The sequence below is a fragment of the Burkholderia sp. AU31652 genome (genome assembly GCF_002223155.1).
Lineage (GTDB): Bacteria > Pseudomonadota > Gammaproteobacteria > Burkholderiales > Burkholderiaceae > Burkholderia.
The window spans coordinates 228,160-245,671 of record NZ_NKFG01000007.1 but is presented as its reverse complement, the minus strand read 5'-3'; the positions used below and the strand labels follow the sequence as shown (position 1 = coordinate 245,671).

17 protein-coding genes are annotated in these 17,512 nt (G+C 65.6%); 6 read left to right on the top strand and 11 right to left on the bottom strand.

Annotation, left to right across the window (positions count from 1 at the left end; translation table 11 throughout):
* Positions 1 to 4 precede the first annotated feature (4 nt).
* From CFB40_RS33090 to CFB40_RS33075, 4 genes are all read right to left on the bottom strand, one after another.
* Complete coding sequence (locus CFB40_RS33090; protein WP_089429672.1) at positions 5 to 1,105, bottom strand: SAM-dependent methyltransferase; 1,101 nt, start codon at positions 1,103 to 1,105, stop codon at positions 5 to 7.
* Complete coding sequence (locus CFB40_RS33085) at positions 1,102 to 1,935, bottom strand: DUF1295 domain-containing protein (RefSeq protein WP_089429671.1); 834 nt, start codon at positions 1,933 to 1,935, stop codon at positions 1,102 to 1,104. The genes CFB40_RS33090 and CFB40_RS33085 overlap by 4 nt, the downstream gene beginning before the upstream one ends.
* Before the next feature lie 153 nt (positions 1,936 to 2,088).
* On the bottom strand, positions 2,089 to 2,823 hold the full coding sequence (locus CFB40_RS33080; RefSeq protein WP_089433686.1) for an anti-sigma factor: 735 nt from the start codon (positions 2,821 to 2,823) through the stop codon (positions 2,089 to 2,091).
* Positions 2,820 to 3,431, bottom strand: a complete 612-nt coding sequence (locus CFB40_RS33075) for a sigma-70 family RNA polymerase sigma factor (protein WP_089429669.1) — start codon at positions 3,429 to 3,431, stop codon at positions 2,820 to 2,822. Before CFB40_RS33075 ends, CFB40_RS33080 begins: the two co-directional genes overlap by 4 nt.
* A 224-nt stretch (positions 3,432 to 3,655) precedes the next feature.
* Here CFB40_RS33075 and CFB40_RS33070 point away from each other — a divergent pair, with 224 nt between their 5' ends.
* The gene (locus CFB40_RS33070; RefSeq protein WP_089433685.1) at positions 3,656 to 4,225 is read left to right on the top strand and encodes a lipocalin family protein; all 570 of its coding nucleotides are present in this window, start codon (positions 3,656 to 3,658) and stop codon (positions 4,223 to 4,225) included.
* Between the two features lie 284 nt (positions 4,226 to 4,509).
* Here CFB40_RS33070 and CFB40_RS33065 read toward each other — a convergent pair whose 3' ends face one another.
* The gene (locus CFB40_RS33065) at positions 4,510 to 5,925 is read right to left on the bottom strand and encodes an ISNCY family transposase (RefSeq protein WP_089434293.1); all 1,416 of its coding nucleotides are present in this window, start codon (positions 5,923 to 5,925) and stop codon (positions 4,510 to 4,512) included.
* A 590-nt stretch (positions 5,926 to 6,515) separates the two neighbouring features.
* Positions 6,516 to 7,637: a DUF2827 domain-containing protein gene (locus CFB40_RS33060; RefSeq protein ID WP_089429667.1), complete on the bottom strand. Its 1,122-nt coding sequence runs from the start codon at positions 7,635 to 7,637 to the stop codon at positions 6,516 to 6,518.
* 270 nt (positions 7,638 to 7,907) lie between these two features.
* On the opposite strand from CFB40_RS33060, the gene CFB40_RS33055 reads away from it, so the two are divergent.
* Positions 7,908 to 8,387 carry a hypothetical protein gene (locus CFB40_RS33055; RefSeq protein WP_256976952.1) on the top strand — a complete coding sequence of 160 codons (480 nt, stop codon included), beginning with the start codon at positions 7,908 to 7,910 and terminating at the stop codon, positions 8,385 to 8,387.
* Positions 8,388 to 8,520: 133 nt separating this feature from the next.
* Here the strand turns inward: CFB40_RS33055 and CFB40_RS33050 are convergent, their stop codons facing one another.
* The 3 genes from CFB40_RS33050 to CFB40_RS33040 form a co-directional block, all read right to left on the bottom strand.
* Entirely contained in the window at positions 8,521 to 9,519 is a 999-nt protein-coding gene (locus CFB40_RS33050; protein WP_089434016.1) for an ABC transporter substrate-binding protein, read from the bottom strand.
* Between the two features lie 46 nt (positions 9,520 to 9,565).
* Positions 9,566 to 9,910, bottom strand: a complete 345-nt coding sequence (locus tag CFB40_RS33045; RefSeq protein ID WP_071336123.1) for a DUF3088 domain-containing protein — start codon at positions 9,908 to 9,910, stop codon at positions 9,566 to 9,568.
* A gap of 120 nt (positions 9,911 to 10,030) precedes the next feature.
* Entirely contained in the window at positions 10,031 to 10,396 is a 366-nt protein-coding gene (locus CFB40_RS33040; RefSeq protein WP_179255332.1) for a hypothetical protein, read from the bottom strand.
* On the opposite strand from CFB40_RS33040, the gene CFB40_RS33035 reads away from it, so the two are divergent.
* The 4 genes from CFB40_RS33035 (at position 10,395) to CFB40_RS33020 (ending at position 14,819) form a co-directional block, all read left to right on the top strand.
* Positions 10,395 to 11,579, top strand: a complete 1,185-nt coding sequence (locus tag CFB40_RS33035) for a porin (RefSeq protein WP_089429663.1) — start codon at positions 10,395 to 10,397, stop codon at positions 11,577 to 11,579. The genes CFB40_RS33040 and CFB40_RS33035 overlap by 2 nt on opposite strands.
* Before the next feature lie 133 nt (positions 11,580 to 11,712).
* A complete protein-coding gene (gene soxC, locus CFB40_RS33030) occupies positions 11,713 to 12,996 on the top strand; it encodes a sulfite dehydrogenase (RefSeq protein ID WP_089429662.1) in 1,284 nt (427 codons plus the stop codon).
* The gene (locus tag CFB40_RS33025; protein ID WP_089433683.1) at positions 12,989 to 13,522 is read left to right on the top strand and encodes a c-type cytochrome; all 534 of its coding nucleotides are present in this window, start codon (positions 12,989 to 12,991) and stop codon (positions 13,520 to 13,522) included. The genes soxC and CFB40_RS33025 overlap by 8 nt, the downstream gene beginning before the upstream one ends.
* Before the next feature lie 109 nt (positions 13,523 to 13,631).
* Entirely contained in the window at positions 13,632 to 14,819 is a 1,188-nt protein-coding gene (locus CFB40_RS33020; protein ID WP_089433682.1) for an LLM class flavin-dependent oxidoreductase, read from the top strand.
* A 2-nt stretch (positions 14,820 to 14,821) separates the two neighbouring features.
* On the opposite strand, the gene CFB40_RS33015 is transcribed toward CFB40_RS33020, so the two are convergent.
* The gene (locus CFB40_RS33015; protein ID WP_089433681.1) at positions 14,822 to 16,183 is read right to left on the bottom strand and encodes an LLM class flavin-dependent oxidoreductase; all 1,362 of its coding nucleotides are present in this window, start codon (positions 16,181 to 16,183) and stop codon (positions 14,822 to 14,824) included.
* 42 nt (positions 16,184 to 16,225) lie between these two features.
* The gene (locus tag CFB40_RS33010; protein WP_089433680.1) at positions 16,226 to 17,443 is read right to left on the bottom strand and encodes an acyl-CoA dehydrogenase family protein; all 1,218 of its coding nucleotides are present in this window, start codon (positions 17,441 to 17,443) and stop codon (positions 16,226 to 16,228) included.
* Positions 17,444 to 17,512 lie beyond the last annotated feature (69 nt).

Genomic DNA, 17,512 nt, shown 5'->3' with positions numbered 1-17,512 from the left:
ACCCTCACGCGAGACCCGGGCGCTTGTCGAACAGATAGTGGGCGACGCCCCATTCCTGCCCGTCGGCATAGCCGAACAGCTCGGCGACCGCCATGTAGAACATCCGCCAGCGCTGGAACCACAGGCGGGCGTCGGCGCCGTAGACCGTCTCGAAAATCGGCATGATCCGGTGGCGCGCCGCATCGAGCGACGCGAGCCACTGATTGGCCGTGCGGGCGTAGTGCGTCCCGTCGAGCCACCATTGGCGGGCGATGCGCACGTCGTCCTGGAACCGTAGCAGCAGGTCGGCCGACGGCATCGTCCCGCCCGTGAAGAAATGGCGCGACATCCAGTCGGTGTCGTCGCGCACCGCGAAGTGATAGGCGAGCAGCTTGTGCGCGAAGATGTGCACGAAGAGCTTGCCGTCGTCGTGCATCCAGCGCGCGATTTTGGCGAGCAGTTGCCCGTAGTTCTTCATGTGCTCGAACATCTCGATCGAGAGTACGCGGTCGAAACCGGCATCCGCGGGATCGAAGTCGAACTCCACCACGTTGCCGGTCACGATTCGCAGATTCGTCAGCCCGCGCTGCGCCGCGCATTGCTCGATGAAGTGGCGTTGACCGTGTGAATTCGACAGGCCGACGATCTGCGCCGCCGGATACCGCTCGGCGAGCCATAGCGACAGCGAACCCCAGCCGCATCCGAGGTCGAGCATGCGCTGGCCGTCCGCCAGCCTGGCGCGCTGCGCGTACAACGCAAGCATGGCGTCCTCCGCCTGCGACAGCGTTTCGTCGCCACGCGGGTAATAGCCGCACGAGTATTTGAGCCGCGGGCCGAGATGGGCCTCGAAGAAGCTGCCGGGCACTTCGTAATGCTGCGTGTTCGCCGCGAGCGTCTCGATTGCGATCGGGCTTGCGCCCAGTTCACGCACCAGCGTGTCGTGGGCCGCCGCGCGCTGTTCGCCGTCATACGCGTGTTCGGCGCGCAGGCGTTGCCGCATGAGCGAGCGCATGCCGGCCCGGATCAGCCGGTCCGGCAGCCAGCCGCGCTCGCAGCAGCGAATCAGCCAGGTGTCGTTGGGTGCCGCCACCGATGCCGGCGACGGTGGCGAGGTGGTAGCGGTCATGATCGCGTGCTCCGGTCGTCAGGGTGATCGGATCGAGTGGGGGAAGGGCCGGGCGCCGGCCTCGGAGGCCACGGAACGATGGCGCTGGTCGTGCGCATGTACTCGCGGTAGCCCGGCCGGCTTTGCACCAGACGCGCTTCGAGCAGCGGCAAGCCGGAAACCTTGAGCAGCAGCCATGCCATCAGGACGGGCGGCAACAGCGTCAGCCAGCCCCACGGCATGCCGATCGCCAGGGCCGTGTAGGCGAGCCAGTGCACGCACTCGAAAAAATAGTTGGGGTGCCGCGAATAGCGCCACCAGCCGGCGCGACAGACCTGGCCGCCGTGGTCGGGATCCGCGAGAAACCGCTTGAGTTGCCGGTCGGAGGCCGTCTCTCCGGCGACGGCGGCGATCCAGATCGCGACTGCCGCGGCAATCGCGAACCGGGACGGGGCTGCCGCGCTGTAGGCGGGGATGAAGAACGCGATCGACAGCAGCATCGAGATCAGCGCTTGCAACTGGAACAGCCAGAACATGTTGCGCGGCGCGGCGTCGCCCCACTGCAGGCGGAACTGTCGATAGCGCGGGTCCTCCGGCTGCCCGCGATTGCGCCGCCACAGGTGCCGCGCGAGTCGCAGCCCCCAGATGCCGCCGCCGGCGGCGACGAGCGCACGATTCAATTCCGGGCCGGTCGCCAGCACGGCGACGAACACGGCTACGCCGCCCAGCGTCGCGGCCCAGACCGGATCGATCATCCCGGCGTTCCGGGATTGCAATTGGATAATCCACACCGCCGTGAAGGACAGGATCAGTCCGACGAAGGCGAGGAGGGCAACGACGACGGCGGGCATACGGGCTCCGAGGGCGCGATACCCTTTATACGGAGCCGGCGACCGATCGGATGCAGACGAATGCGACGAGATGCGTGATGTCGTCGAGAGAGACGGCAGCGGGCGGCACGCCGCCGCGCTTTACGTTTACAGGGCGAGCGCGCGTTGCGCGCGTCAAGTGGTGTGCATCGCGCCGGTGGCGAGCACCGGCCCGGTGGGTTGGCCGCTCGGCGAGCCGCCGTGAGGCTCGAGCGATACGGCGAGCACCGCGCGTGCATCGAGTCGCGCGACGATCGCTTGCGGCAGCGTCATCGACGCTGGTGCGTTCGACGCGAATACGCCGAGCGAGATCGGCTTCGCATTCGGCGGAATCAGCCAGAGCTCCGTCGAGCGGTCCGCGGCGACCGGCGGCGTGTTCGCGGGCACCACGACCATCCGGGCACGCCGCAAGTCGACCGTGGCGGTCCACCGTGCGACGCCATCCGCTTGTGCCAGCGTGGCCGCCATGTAGTGGCTGTCTTCGGCAGCGGGGCGCGGCGGCGCTTCGCCCACCCGGATCACGTTGACCGTGAGCAGCCCGAGCGCCGCCACGCTCGCGCCCATGCCGACCCAGCGCCACAGTCGCAGGCTGTTCCACCATCCGGCGGATGGCGCAGCGCCGCGTGGGCGCGGCGGCGGGATGAAGCCCAGTTGGTGCTGGATTCTCGTCCAGGTTCGCGCGGGCGGGTCGACGGGCGTGACGTCGTCCGCGAGCGGGGCGAGGCGGCGCTGCCAGCGCTCGAGCGTGGCTTGCAACGCCGGATCGCGAGCGGCGGACTGCTCCAGCTCGCGGCGCGCGTCTGCGTCGAGCACGCCGAGCGCGTATTCGGCGCAGCGCAATTCGGGATCGTGATCGGCCGGCGTATTCATTGCTCCAGACACACCTTCAGCTGCATCAGGCTGCGCCGGATCCAGCTCTTCATGGTTCCGAGCGGCACACGCAGTCGCGCTGCCAGCTCACTGTAGGTCGCGCCGCTGAAGAAGGCCTCGCGCACCGCGCGGCCTTGCTGCGGATCGAGTTGCGCGAGGCAGCGCTCGAGGCGCTGGCGCTCCTGCGAGGCCTCCGCCAGCGCGGCGGGCGTTGGATCATCGGCGGGAAGCTCAAGCGCCTGTTCGTCGTCGAGTTGCGCGTCGCGATGCTGCCGCAAGCGGTCGATCGTCTTGTTGCGTGCCAGCGTGATCAGCCACGTCATCGCGCCGCCGCGCGTCGGGTCGAACGTGTCGATGCGTCGCCATGCGGTCGTGTAGACCTCCTGGAGGATATCCTCGGCTTCGCCGTGATCGTGAAGCATGCGCACGATTGTCCCGAACACCCGCGACGCGGTCAGCTGATACAACTCCGCGAAAGCCGCCTGATCGCCGGCTGCTGCCTGAAGCATCACCCGGTTCAGATGTTCGCGGCGCGCGGCATCCGCATCGGCATCGTGCGAAGGGGCTGACTGATCGAAGCCGCTGGCACCGCTTGGCGTGTCGCTCATGCGAAGTGGATGGCGCGGATCGCCATGATGTGAATGTCGAGCGAAATATAGCACTCCCGGATGCCTCTGATCGAACGATCGGCGGCGCGCCCGCTGTGAGGTCTTCAACCAGATACGAGCGACGCGTCCGCGCGGATTCAGGCAGCCGCAACGTGCGGCGAATGCGGCCGACTACCGTCGGTTGCGTGCACAATGAGCGGGTTTCGTGTCTGGAGAGTCATTCAATGAAGCGAAGTATCGTGGGCCGACCGCTGTGGGCCGCGGGCGTGATCGTGGCGGGCGCCGCCCTGGTGCTGGCGGGATGTGCAGGCCTCGCCGGCGGGCCCAGCGGGAATGCACACGTTCCGCAACCCGCGAAATCCGTCGATCTCGATCGCTACGTCGGCAGATGGTACGAGTTCGCGCGGTATGAAAACCGGTTCGAGCGCGGATGCGACGGCGTGACGGCCGACTATGCGAAGCGGGAAGACGGTCTCGTCGGCGTGCGCAATACCTGCCGCGAAGGCGGGCCGGACGGCCGCGCGCGAAGCGCCGACGGCCGCGCAAGGATCGTGGCGGACAGCGGCGGCGCAAAGCTGAAAGTGTCGTTCTTCGGGCCGTTCTTCTTCGGCGATTACTGGGTGCTCGATCGCGCCGACGACTACGCGTGGTCGATCGTCGGTGAACCGTCGGGGCGGTTCCTGTGGATCCTGACGCGCGATGCGAAGCCTTCCGCTGAACAGGTCGCGGCGCTCGTCGAACGGGTGCGGGCGCTCGGTTACGACACGACGATGTTGCGGCGCACTGTGCATTAGGGGCGGCCGCGTGCGGCATGCGTGTACGGCGCCGTCGGGCCTGGAGCAAAGCCGCCAGGTCCGTGCTCTCGATACCTGATGACCAGCCGTTCCACCTGGCGCACGTTCAGGTTCAGCCGTACGGCCGCACGTCCCGAACGGACATTTGAACTTAGCTACTACAATTAATGTCATACCCGGATTCAGATGTCGTAGTGCCAGCTAAATACAGATGTAGCATGTTTCATCGGCTTTCCGTCCTTCAGCGTTGAAGCGCCGAGCCTGAAGCAGCAGGGCGCTTACGCTCACCCGCGGGCCTTGGCAGACCGCCGCTCAGTTTCTGCTTTTGACGCAACTTCCAGAATCGCGGCTTCCATGTCAGTCACCGTGAACCGGCGAGGTTTCTTCGTGCCGGGTTGCGCTTCATTTGCCCGCACCGGCAGCCCCCGATGCGTTCGCGACGGCGCAGTGCCGATCCGCCGGCTGTCGCGCTGCGCCTGAAACGCTTGTGCCACCTGCAACGCATGGCTCAGGCGCTTGTGATCCACGATCGCGCCTTGATCCACCTCGGCCAGCCGATCGTAGGATTGTGCCGACAGTAGCTGGCCAGCCGCCCGAAGCTCGATGCGTCCGTCCGGGTACTCCCACACCTCGATGTCACGATGTATCCACGCCCGATTCCCCGGCGTATCGTCCAGCAGATAGAGCACCCGGTCGTACTGCACCGTCAGCGCCTTCGTGACCCGGCGTGTCTCGCGCCAGGTCAGCAGCAGATCCAGATCCTCGTCGGACCGCAGCGGTCGATGCGCATCAAAGCCGCTCTTCGGTGGCTTCGCGAAGCGCTCGTTATACATGGCCATGAAGGAGGGCGCGTAAGCGTTCGCGTCGGCCACCGTGCTGATGCCGCGCAGTCTCAACTCCTTGAGGAACCGATCCTGCAGCGTCAAGTGCGCTCGCTCGACACGTCCCTTGGCCGAGCTGCTGTTCGCGCAGAACGTGTCAATGTTCAGCTCGTACATCGCCCGACCGAAGTGCGTCACGCTTTGGCCTGTCTTGCTGGCGCTCGTATTGCGGAACACGCTGTACTTGTCGCTGTAAAACGCCACCGGCTTGCCATGGCGCTCCAGATACGCTCGCGTGGCCTCGAAGTAGCTGAACGTCGACTCGGTCTGCGTGAAGTGCAGCATCATCAGCCGGCTCGTCGCGTCGTCCACGTACACCAGCAGCGTGCAGGCCGGCGCCCGTTCCTCGAACCACCGATGATCGCAACCATCGATCTGGATCAGTTCACCCAGACACGCCCGGCGCGCTCGCGGCTGGTAGACCTTCGGCGGACGCTGCCGGCGCGGAATCCAGAGCCCGGCATCCGTCATCAGCTTCCTGACCGTTTCCTTGGCCAGCCGAATGCCATGGCATTCCCACAGCTTCTCGCAGGCCAACGTCGGCCCGAAATCGGCGTAACGCTCTCGAATAGTGGTCAAGGCGCGTAACGCTAGTCCTTCGTCGAGCTTGCGGTTGCCTGGCCGGCCACGACGGCCCGAAGCAACGCCGCTAGATCCATGCTCTCGATATCGGATGACCAGCCTTTCCACCTGTCGCACGCTCAGTCCCAGCCGTTCGGCCGCACGTCCGGGCTTCAGGCCCGTGTCCACCACGGCCTGGATTACCTTGAGTCGATCAAGCTCTCGCATCGTCAGTGTCACCAATCCGGCTGGCTGCATGGTCGGCTCCGCGCTCGCTCAACGAGCCGTCCAGCATGCCAGCAGTCAAAAACACGACATCTGTAAATAGCCAGAACACGACATTAGGATATGGCTGCTACAAACAAAAAATGCGATCATCAGCATTATGTCAAATAAATGATATTTGTTGATTGCCGTGGATACAGGACCGGCCCACCTCGCTGGAGCATTCGGACGGCCCGTGTGGGTGTTGCTGTCGGCTGCATGCGATGAGCGTTGGTCCAACAGCCATCGCGATACGCCGTGGTACAGGTCCATGCAGCTGTATCGGCAAGCGACATTGGGTGACTGGAGCAGCCCGATATCGGAAATGGCGGCGGCATTGTCTGGCCAGAGCGCGGTATGGTAGTCGACATCAAGCAGGCACATCGGCAGCGAGCGTGCTGTTCGAGATAAGCGTTGATCAGCGAATAGCGCACTCAACGTGTAAGACCAACGTCGCTCCACTTGATGCTACCGGCTCGCCGTCAATACCGACCTCGAGGCGGCAGCGACACGCCCATTCCGAATCAAACTTCACTCCGCTTCAGTCAGCGGCTTACTGATTTTCCCAGTGAAATGTCGTGAATTTAATCAAAAAGACCGATCAGGAGCCTGTCGTATGATTCGATTTGTCTCGAATTTGTCGACAGAAATCCACCGATAAATTCGCGCTGTCGATTTTTGTAGTCAACCCATTTCTCATCGTGCGAATCGATTGCCTGCCCGAGTTGCAGTGCACCCTCCTCCGCATCCTGTCCATTATAAAAATAACCAAGCTCACGGCAGAGGTATGCGTTATGGATCAATGCATACCCGTTCCAGCACACATCGAAATAGAAGTAATTCAGCGCAAGCCCTGATTGATGGGATATTACAATGTCGGTATGTTCCGAAAGAAATTGAGGGGTGTTGTAATAGCCGACAAAGCTTATCTTTGAGTCTCTCACCAGGTCGAGGTGGTGCGCGATGCCAACAAATTCGGGGCTGTTTTTTGCAAGATGCTCCGTGTTCGTCGCGTGCACGTAAGATATCTTTTCGCCAAACTTCCGATAGCCCAGTTCTGCAATCAAGAGCGGATAGAGGCAAAACTTCGTAACGTCGATATTCGGCTCCATGATGGAGAGGCGCTTCGATTGCCCGGTTGGACGATACTCCCCGCGATGCGGAAGCGCTGCCGACCGCTCTTCGACGCACATCGGGTCCCAAACGAACGGGACTTCACGAACCGGCTGGCGTCGTAATACGCTGAAGTAGCTCGCGCTGGTATCGACAACTTGCGGGATGATCCACACTTGATCGTAACGTTGGTTGATGAATACCGTTTCCGCATGCCGTCTGCCAAAAATCATGGCCTGCATCATGTGCACGTATTCAGGACCGCAGCAGTAGCTCACGACTTTTGTACCGCGTGCCTGCAGATACGCGGTTTGCTGCTGGTCAATTTGCCCCCCGAGTTCGATCAGGACATCGAGCGAGTCTTTCGCATCGTCGAACGAGCGTATCGGATACTGCGTGGTATCCCACGGAAGTTCCGACGTGATCCGGACGTTCGTGGTGTTGACGAGGGTGACCTGATGGCCAAGAGGCGAGTGTTGAAAGAGCTTCATCAGATACAAGGCGTTCTGCTTGATGCCGTTGACCCAGAGACTCTCTGCCGCGTGGTGAAGGCCAATTGTGATACCGACGCTGAGTGAGCGTGCCAAACTCATGGGAGGTTCTCCAGGATGCCCGTCCAACAAAGAGTTAGATCATAGCGCTGCACTGGTCTCCAGCTGTCAAGAACTGTCAAAATCTGACATGCGGCTCGGCACGGTTGACCCTGCCTCGTTTTCACGTCCGTCATGCCATACAGCGGCGCGCAGGGTTTCGTATTCGAGGAAGTGCGGTTGTCGATTGAAATCGCGTCGGATCCAGTCGACGATGTCCGGGCGGCCCTGAGCGCGAAAATGCGCGCCTAACCGGGACATTTGTTAAATAGCTTGAATACCCGCCAACGTGCGAATGATTTGCCGTACTATCCGCCCGTCATCGTGGCTAATGTCGAATGCGGTCGATCGACCTTGGGCAACGGCCATGGTTTTTTTTATCTTCGGGAGCTCGAGCCGGGCGCCGATTTCATCCGAACGCCAGGACCGATCATGTTCCAGTCCCCCGGAGATTCCTTCGTCAACGGTTCGTTGCTGGGCCTGTGCGTCGAGGTTCCGCTTGCCGCGATCGTTTCGCTGGCGATGCACGGCGTCGACTGGAACGGGCCGCGCATCGCGATGCTCATCGCCACGCCGGTGCTGATCGCGTGCATCACGCTGCTGACGCGCCCCGTCGCATTCAGCACGGTATGGAAGCACAAACGCTCGCCGTTCGTGCTCGACGACAATGTGCGCGCGTCGATTTACGGCCGGCTGTGCGGAATCGCGATCGGCGTCGTGTTCGGCATCATGGTCGCGACGACGTTCGCCTGACCCGGTCGAGAAAATCTCCCATCGGGGTCCGCGCAGGGCGTGAAGCCTCGCTCACGAAGGGAAAGCAGCGTTTCCCGAAAGCGCATGTGTCCTCAATCCCCCACTCACCCGGCCGCCTTCTCATTACCCCCGCTCACGTCGCCGCGACCAGCGCGTTGAACGACGTATCCCACAGCGGCGCGACATTGGCCGGCCCATCCAGCACACCGATCCGCGCGAACACATCCGCGACCTGCTGATGCTGCGCCACCACGTCGGGCGTCACCGGCAGCAGCGCGTAGTCTTCGCTGCGCTGGTCGAACATCGCGACGAGATCGGCGACCGGCACGCGCGTCTCGCGGTTCTGCACGAGCGCATAGTCGCCGAAATGCGTGTTCGCCCATGCATACGCGCGTCGAAACCGCAGCAGCAGATCGCCCGTCGCCGCGCGACGGCGCGCATCGTCGAGCGTGCGCGGGTTCGCATAGACCGGAAAGTTGCCCGACAGATAGCCCTTCCCCGTCTTCAGCACGCGCGCACCGTAGCGATTGCGCGCGAGCTGGCCGTTGTAGCCGTAGATCGCCCATGCGTCGATGTCGCCGCGATCGTAGGCGGACAAGCCATCGGCCGGCGACAGGTTGATCGGCTGGATATCGTCGAAGCTCAGGCCGGCCTCCGCGAGCTGGCGATACAGGAAGTAGTGCGACGTCGTCGCACGCACGTACCCGAGACGCTTGCCCTTCAGGTCCGCGATGCTGCGGATCGTCGTGTCCTTGCGCGCGAGCGTGACCTGGTTGTTCAGGTCCTCGCGCACGCGGGTGATGAGCCGCACGTTGGCCTTCTGTCGCGCGGCGAACACGGCCGGAATTTCGCTGCCCGAACCGATGTCGAGCGCATCCGCGTTGAGCGCCTCGATGTGCAGCACGCCGTTGTTCAGCTCGCGCCAGTCGATCCGGTACGGTGTGTCGGCCAGCCCGGCCGCCTGCAGCAGCGCGCGCCAGCCGCCCTTGTAGGTTGCGACGCGCAACGTGGTGCCGGCGAGATCGGTGCTGACCGCGGGCGTGGCGAACGCGGCCTTCGCGGCCCATGGCGCCGCCGCCACCGCGGCACCGGCAAGCAGCAAACGGCGACGTGCCGCCGAAATTGACGACATCGGATGCTCCTGTCGGTCGATCAAACGGGAAGTGAAAAGCGCTGCGTCAATGCAGCACCGGAAATCCGTGGCGCTCGGCCAGCAGTTCGAGGATGCGGCGCGCGTCGGTGACGAAGCGCACGTCGCCGAGCGTCTGCGCGTCGTCCGGCGCCGGCTGGTCGCGGCCGAGCACGAGGACCGGCAGCCCCTGGTGCGCATCGTCGAGCGCGTCGATCACCGCGTGCCGCGGCCGCTCGAAGCCGACACGTTTCACGTCGATTCGACTCGCGCGATCGGGCGCGCTCGCGAGCAGCCCCTCGATCGACAGTCCATGCGGGCAGACGAAGCGCTGGCCCGGATGCTTCGGATCGGCAAAGCCCGGTTCCAGCAGAAACAGCACATCGCGACTCATGACAGACGGCTCCCGTGTTCGTGGTTCAGCCGGGACGAATGCGCTTGGGCGCCCTTCCGTTCCCGGAGCATGCCGGCCCGAGGCCGGATGCCCGACTCTACCGTCATGCATCGCACGGCCCTACCAACGTTTTGCGGAATCGATATGCGGCCGCACGTAGCGCATCAGGCGCTCGCCGCACAGCGGGCGTTGCGTAAAAACATCGCACGCCGGGCCGCCGGTAGTGCGGACATCGAACGATTTCATCGATCGATATGACGGCGCCCGCGTGTATCCGGTGCTCGACGTTCGCCGTTCGCGCGATACGTTCGCCGCAGCATGGGTGCCGGACGCGATCGCGGCGCACATGCAGGGCTTGCGGCAACTCATATTGCAAATCGGCCGCGCAGCGATTTGCAAACCACGGATCGACCGTTCGCCGGCACCGCCGTCATCAATAGGATCGTGATCCTCGCAGATGTACCCATAAAAACAGAGGATAGTCATGATCAAAAAAACGGTAGTCCTGGGTTTGGTTTCGATCGGTTCGGTCAGCGCGCATGCGCAGAGTTCGGTCACGTTGTACGGCGTCGTCGATGCCGGGTTCGCTTATACGAACAATCAAGGTGGCGCGAGCAACATCCAGCAGACGAGCGGCAAGTTGAGCGGCAGCCGCTGGGGCCTGAAAGGCGTGGAAGATCTCGGTGGCGGCGTGCAGGCGGTCTTCACGCTCGAAAGCGGGTTCCGGCCGAGCGACGGCGGGCTCGGCCAGGGCGGCCGCCTGTTCGGCCGCTCCGCATACGTGGGCCTCGCCAGCAAGGGGCTCGGCACGCTGACCTTCGGCCGCCAGTACGAGCCGATCACCGACCTCGTTGCGCAGTACTCGGGGTCCGGCTTCTGGTCGCCGGCCACGCACGTGGGCGACAACGACAACATGAACCAGAGCTTCCGGCTGAACAACGCGGTGAAGTTCCGCAGCGACACGATCGCCGGCTTCACGGCCGACCTGCTCTATGCGTTCAGTAACCAGGCCAACGGTGGCGCGGGCACCGGATTCTCGAACAACAACGCGTGGGGCGCGTCGGCGAACTACGTGAACGGCCCGTTGTCGGTGGGCGCCGGCTATGTCCGCATCAATCATCCGAATTCGACGTCGAATACGAGCGGCGCGGTGGGCGGTGCGACCTCCACCACCGGCAACGACTACAGCGGCGGATTCTTCTACGGGCTGAACGGCGGCGTGCTCAAGCAGCAGATCGGCGTGGTCGGCGCGAACTACGCGCTCGGCCCTGCGACGCTGGGCTTTGCGTGGAGCCACACGCAGCTCAACTATCTCGACGGCTCGTCGCGCAAGTTCAACAACTACGACGTGAACGCGCGTTACCAGCTCACGCCGGCCGCCACGCTGATCGGTGTCTATACGTTCACCGACGGGCGCGCGAGCGGCCTGCCGGGCACCGGCGGCCAGACGCTGAAACCGCGCTGGCACCAGTTCACGCTCGGGTTCGACTACGCGCTGTCGAAACGCACCGATATCTACCTGTCCGGCATCTACCAGCTCGCGGCCGGCGACGCGAGCACGGCAACGTCGGGCGGCTATCGCAAGATCGCGGCGATCTCGAATATCGGCAGCGCGTCGTCGACGAACCGCCAGGTCGCGTTCGTCACTGGGCTGCGCGTGAAGTTCTGACGGCGAGCGTATCGGGCGCGGTGCAGCGTGGTGCGATAAGCAAAGCGGGAATCGTTGTTTGTCGCACCGGGTTCGGTTGCCGAGAATGGGCGTTTCCCCGCGTGCTGCCCCGGCGCACGATACGCGTTCGACCATGACCGACTCCCGTTTCCCGCCCCACCCACCGCGCAGCGGCCGGCGCGCAGCACTACGCCGGCTCGCCGGCGGATGGGCGGCAGCGATGCTGCCTGCCAGCGGCGCGCTGGCAAGCCAGCCGCTCGCCCCGCTCTCTCCGCGCTCCCCGCTCGACGTGCCGCCATGGACACGCGAACCGGGTGCGCCGCTACTGTCGCCGCCCTACGGCGTGCCGGGGCCGCACGAACGCGACGTGATCCGCCGCAGCGCCCGCACGCCGGCATTGCCCGGCTCCGGCTCGTCGATGACGCCGCTCGCCGACCTGTTCGGCGACATCACGCCGAACGGCCTCGTCTACGAGCGTCATCATGCGGGCGTGCCGGAGATCGATGCGCAGCGTCATCGCGTCGTCGTGCACGGCCTCGTGCGCGAGCCGCGCGTGTTCACGATCGACGACCTGCTGCGCTTTCCGTCCGAGTCGCGGATCCACTTCCTCGAATGCTCGGGCAACACCGGCAGCGAATGGAACGGCCCGAGCGGGCTGCCCGTTCAGTTCACGCACGGGCTGCTGTCGTGCTGCGAATGGACAGGCGTTCGGCTGTCGACGCTGCTCGACGAAACCGGCATCGATCCGGACGCACGCTGGCTGCTCGCCGAAGGCGCCGACGGCGCGGCAATGACGCGCAGCCTGCCGCTCGACCGGATCCTCGAGCGCGCGCTCGTCGTCTATGCGCAGAACGGCGAGCGGCTGCGCCCCGAGAACGGTTATCCGGTACGGCTGATCGTGCCGGGTTTCGAAGGCAACACGAACATCAAGTGGCTGCGGCGGCTGAAACTGGTGCGCGCGCCGGAGATGACGCGCGAGGAAACGTCGAAATACACGAACCTGCTGCCCGGCGGCTGCGCGCGCCAGTTCGTGTTCGAGATGGATGCGAAGTCGGTCATCACGCGGCCGTCGGCCGGCCATCGGCTCGCCGCGCACGGCTATTACCCGATCGGCGGCTACGCGTGGTCGGGACGCGGCCGGATTCGCGCGGTCGACGTCTCGACCGACGGTGGCCGCACCTGGCGGCCCGCTCGACTCGCGGGCGACGTGCGCGATCGCGCGCTGACGCGCTTCGAAGCCGACTGGATCTGGAACGGCGAGCCGGCCGACCTGCAAAGCCGCGCCACCGACGACACAGGCTATGTGCAGCCGACCCGCGAGGCGCTCGTCGCCGCTCGCGGCGTCAACTCGCAGTACCACTACAACGGCATCCAGAACTGGCGCATCGGCACGGACGGCGAGGTGCGCAATGCGTAAGCCGCTTGCCTGCCTGCTCGTCGCATCCCTGAGCGTCCCGAGCGCATTCGGCGCGGGCTACGGTCTCGGCCAGCCGGTCGACCGCGCGGCGCTCGCGGCGCTCGCGGCGTGGGACATCGACGTCGCGCCCGACGGCAGCGGCCTGCCGCCCGGCTCGGGCACGGTCGCGCGCGGCGCTCACGTGTTCGCGGACAAATGCGCGATGTGCCACGGTGCCGGCGGCGAAGGCGGCGTCGGCGATCCGCTCGTCGGCGGACTGGGCTCGCTCGCGAGCGCCAAGCCGAAAAAGACGGTCGGCAGCTACTGGCCGTACGCGACGACGCTGTTCGACTACATCCGCCGCGCGATGCCGTACAACGCGCCGCAATCGCTGAGCGCGGACGAAGTCTATGCGGTCACCGCTTATGTGCTCCATCTGAACGGCATCGTGCCCGCCGATGCACGGCTCGACGCGCGCACGCTGCCACGCGTGCGGATGCCGAACCGCGACGGGTTCGTGTCCGATCCGAGGCCCGGCACGCTATGACGCGGCTCGAACCGCGCGCACGCACATCGTGCATGACACCCGGGCGATTCGCCGCCGCACGTGCCGCGCGTTGTCGTCCGCTACATGTCCAACCCGCAAGGAAGCCTTCATGAGCGACACGTCCCTCGCCGCTCCGGTCGCGCCGTCGCCGTTCGTCGACGTGCGCTCACCGGCGGATTTCCCCGACAGCCCCGTCTCGCGTGTCCTCGCGCAGCCGCTGATGCTCGGGCTGTTCCTGCCGATCCAGGCCGGCGGCTGGAGCGCGTCGACGCTGCCGCGCACGACCGACTGGACCTTCGACTACAACGCCGACCTGGTCGCGCGCGCGGAGGCACTCGGCTTCGATCTCGTGTTCGCGCTGTCGCAGTGGCTGCCGAAAGGCGGTTACGGCGGTGTGTTCGACGGCCAGGCGCTCGACTCGTTCATGACGCTGGCCGCGCTGACCGCGCGCACCGAACGGATCATCCTCGTCGCGACGAGCCACGTGCTGTACGGGCCCTGGCATCCGCTGCATTTCGCGAAGTTCACCGCGACGCTCGATCACATCTCGCGCGGGCGCTGGGGGATCAACGTCGTGACCGGCCACCGCGCGATCGAGCACGAGATGTTCGGCTGGAACCGGATCGAACACGACCGGCGCTACGAAATGGCCGCCGAATTTCTCGACGCGGTCCAGCAGTTGTGGGCGCAACCGGACAATTTCAGCTACACGCCGGTGCTGTCGAGCTGGCGGCTGGGCGGCGCATTCGTGACGCCGAAGCCGCGCTACGGTCGCCCGCTGCTGATCAACGCGACGGGCTCCGATGCGGGCATCGATTTCGCCGCACGCTACTCGGACATCGTGTTCGTCACGAGCCCGGCCGGCACGGATGCCGAGCACGCGATCGCTGCGCTGCCCGCGCATACTGCACGGGTGAAGGCAGCCGCCGCGGCGCGCGGCCGAACGATCCGCACGTTGCTCAACCCGCTCGTGATCTGCCGCGAGACGGCGGCGGAAGCGCGTGCGTACCGCGACGCGATCGTCGCGCATGCGGACGAAGGCAGCTTCCACCGTTTCGACAGTGACGCGCATGCGTGGCGAGGCGGCTTCGAACAGCGCTCGCAGGCTGCCTCGCGCGCGATCGGCGGCAATATCTCGATCACCGGCTCGCCGGAAGAAGTCGCCGATACCATCGTGCGCCTGCACCGTGCAGGCATCGACGGCATCCAGTTGAGCTTCTACGACTTCAAGCCCGAGCTCGACTTCTTTGGTGAGCGCGTGCTGCCGCTACTGCGCGATGCTGGTCTGCGGCGCTGACGTCAGGCAGCCGTTTCGGTACGGGCGGTGGTGTCGTGGCGTACGGGCCGGCGCAGCCCCAGATGCTCGCGCAGCGTATGGCCCGCATAGTCGTCGCGAAACAGCCCTCGGCGGCGCAACTCGGGCAGCACCAGCGCGATGAAATCGTCGAGGCCACCGGGCAACGTCGGCGCCATCACGTTGTAGCCGTCCGCGCCGTAACGCACGAAGCGCTCTTCGAGCTGGTCGACGATCTGTTCCGGCGTGCCGACGAGCTGCCAGTGGCCGCGCGCGCCTGCGACACGCAAATAGAGTTCGCGGATCGTCAGGTTTTCGCGGCGCGCGAGCTCGATCGTCAGTGCCTGCCGGCTCTTGCTGGCGTTCGTCTCCGGCAGCGGCGGAATCGGGCCGTCGAGCGGATACGCGGACAGGTCGAACCCGCCGGTGAGGCCCGAGACGAGCGCGAGCCCGACCGTCGGGTCGATCAACGACTGCAACGCGTCGAATTTCTCCTTCGCTTCGCTTTCGGTACGGCCCACCACCGGAAACACGCCGGGCATGATCTTCAGCGTATCGGGATCGCGGCCGAACGCCGCGAGCTGGCCCTTCACGTCCGCATAAAACGCGACCGCGTCGTCGAGCGTCTGCTGCGCGGTGAAGATCACTTCGGCCGTGCGCGCGGCCAGCCGCGTACCGGCCGGCGACGAACCGGCCTGCACGACGACCGGGTGTCCCTGCGGCGGCCGCGCGACGTTCAAGGGCCCGCGCACCTGGAAGAAGCGGCCGCGATGGTCGAGTACGTGTCGCTTGTGCGGATCGAAGAAACGGCCGGATGCGCGATCGCGCACGAATGCATCGTCGTCCCAGCTATCCCACAGGCCAAGCACGACATCCGCGAACTCCTCCGCGCGCGCGTAGCGTTCGGCATGATCGAAATGCGCATCGCGATTGAAGTTGCGCGCCTCGTGCGCACTCGACGACGTGACGAGGTTCCAGCCTGCGCGACCGCCGCTGATGTGGTCGAGCGATGCGAACTTGCGCGCGATGTGGAACGGCTCGTTGAAACTCGTCGACGCGGTGCCGACGAGGCCGATTCGCTCGGTAACGGCCGCGAGCGCCGACAGCAGCGTCAGCGGCTCGAACTGCGCGACGTAGCTGTGCGCGGTGCGGCTCAGGAACTCGACGTCGTCGCCGCGCGTGCCCACGCCGTCGGCAAGAAACACGAGATCGAATTTCGCGGCCTCGGCCGCCTGGGCAAGCCGCACGTAGTGGCGAAAATCGACGCCCGCGTCGGCCTGCGAACCGGGATGGCGCCACGCGGCGATGTGATGGCCGGTCGGGTACAGGAATGCGCCGAGATGCAGGTGTCCGGTGCGGGTCGTCATCGGGAAGGGTTTCCGGAAAAGAGGGCCGCGCGCGCGGCCAGGTCAGAACACGCGGCCTTCGGTCAGGTGTGTCGTCACGCCGTTCAGCTCGTAGTCGCCGATCACGCGCGCCTTGTGCAGCAACGGGTTGTGGCTGAAGATCGTGCGCAGGTTGCGCCAGTGCCGGTCAAAGTTGTGTTCGCGCGCCGTCGCCGACGCGCCGCCGACCTCGAACAGCCGCTCCGCCGCATGCAGCGCCAGCTTGCTGACGATGAGCTGCGTGCGTGCCGTCGCGAGCGCGCTGTCGAGCACCAGCGCATGTGCATCGGCATCGCCGGCTGCGATCGCGTCGGCGGAACGGTCGAGCGCCCGCGCGTTTTCGCGCACGAGCCCGTCGATCGCATGACTGTGCGCGGACAGCTCGCCGACGACCTGCTGGATGAAATGATCGTCGCGTGCGGTCGGCGCCGGGCTGTGCAGCACCGGGCGGCCGTGCGCGAGCACGTAGCGGCTTGCATCGGCAACCACGTTGCGCACGATGCCCGCCCCCGTCGCGACGAGATGCAGCTGCCGCAGCGCGCCGCAATGGCGGCCGACGAGCGTCGAGCCGTCGCGCGCGGCCACCTCATCCGCGAACACCTGCACGTCGTTCAGCAGCAGGCTGCCGCTCGCGGTCATGCGCTGGCCCATGCCGTCCCAGTCGTCGAGCACCTGCACGCCGTCCCGCGCGACGGGAATGATCACGGCGACCGCGTCACCCTGCTCGTTCTCCACGTTGATGCGCGCGAAATCGGCAAACGCGGTGCCGGTCGAATAGTATTTGCGGCCCGTCACGCGATAGTGATCGCCGTCCCGACGCAACACCGTGGTGTTCTCGCCGGGCCGCGACGTGCCGCGCTCGGTCGACGCACCGCCGAAGATCGCGCCGGCCAGCGCCCGCTCGAGTTGTACGTCGTTGAACGGTGTGCGCGGCGACAGCCGCAGCGTCTCGATCTGGTCGTAGTGGATCCGCAGCGCGTGCGCGAGATTCGAATCGGCGGCGGCCAGCGTCGCGATCGTATCGAACAGATCGACCAGCGTGCCGCCGAGGCCGCCGCGCTCCACCGGAATCCGCAGCACGCCCAGCGCCGAGCGGCGGAAGATCGCAAACCCCTCGAACGGCAGTTCGCGACGCGCCTCGCGTTGCGCGGCATCCTGCCCGATCGCGTTCGCGAGATCGGGTAGCGCGGCAAGCGCGTCGCGCAACGCGTCGCGCGGATCGACGGCATCACGGGCAGTCATTCGGCAAGTCCTTGTCCGGGAAGATCGGGCGCTGCGCAGCGCGATCGCGACATGCGCGAACCGCCGCAT

Excerpts from the sequence above, each read along its gene's own strand:
- CFB40_RS33090 (WP_089429672.1), bottom strand. The coding sequence starts at position 1,105 with ATGACCGCTACCACCTCGCCACCGTCGCCGGCATCGGTGGCGGCACCC.
- CFB40_RS33085 (WP_089429671.1), bottom strand. The coding sequence starts at position 1,935 with ATGCCCGCCGTCGTCGTTGCCCTCCTCGCCTTCGTCGGACTGATCCTG.
- CFB40_RS33080 (WP_089433686.1), bottom strand. The coding sequence starts at position 2,823 with ATGAATACGCCGGCCGATCACGATCCCGAATTGCGCTGCGCCGAATAC.
- CFB40_RS33075 (WP_089429669.1), bottom strand. The coding sequence starts at position 3,431 with ATGAGCGACACGCCAAGCGGTGCCAGCGGCTTCGATCAGTCAGCCCCT.
- CFB40_RS33070 (WP_089433685.1), top strand. The coding sequence starts at position 3,656 with ATGAAGCGAAGTATCGTGGGCCGACCGCTGTGGGCCGCGGGCGTGATC.
- CFB40_RS33065 (WP_089434293.1), bottom strand. The coding sequence starts at position 5,925 with ATGCAGCCAGCCGGATTGGTGACACTGACGATGCGAGAGCTTGATCGA.
- CFB40_RS33060 (WP_089429667.1), bottom strand. The coding sequence starts at position 7,637 with ATGAGTTTGGCACGCTCACTCAGCGTCGGTATCACAATTGGCCTTCAC.
- CFB40_RS33050 (WP_089434016.1), bottom strand. The coding sequence starts at position 9,519 with ATGTCGTCAATTTCGGCGGCACGTCGCCGTTTGCTGCTTGCCGGTGCC.
- CFB40_RS33045 (WP_071336123.1), bottom strand. The coding sequence starts at position 9,910 with ATGAGTCGCGATGTGCTGTTTCTGCTGGAACCGGGCTTTGCCGATCCG.
- CFB40_RS33035 (WP_089429663.1), top strand. The coding sequence starts at position 10,395 with ATGATCAAAAAAACGGTAGTCCTGGGTTTGGTTTCGATCGGTTCGGTC.
- CFB40_RS33040 (WP_179255332.1), bottom strand. The coding sequence starts at position 10,396 with ATGACTATCCTCTGTTTTTATGGGTACATCTGCGAGGATCACGATCCT.
- soxC (WP_089429662.1), top strand. The coding sequence starts at position 11,713 with ATGACCGACTCCCGTTTCCCGCCCCACCCACCGCGCAGCGGCCGGCGC.
- CFB40_RS33025 (WP_089433683.1), top strand. The coding sequence starts at position 12,989 with ATGCGTAAGCCGCTTGCCTGCCTGCTCGTCGCATCCCTGAGCGTCCCG.
- CFB40_RS33020 (WP_089433682.1), top strand. The coding sequence starts at position 13,632 with ATGAGCGACACGTCCCTCGCCGCTCCGGTCGCGCCGTCGCCGTTCGTC.
- CFB40_RS33015 (WP_089433681.1), bottom strand. The coding sequence starts at position 16,183 with ATGACGACCCGCACCGGACACCTGCATCTCGGCGCATTCCTGTACCCG.
- CFB40_RS33010 (WP_089433680.1), bottom strand. The coding sequence starts at position 17,443 with ATGACTGCCCGTGATGCCGTCGATCCGCGCGACGCGTTGCGCGACGCG.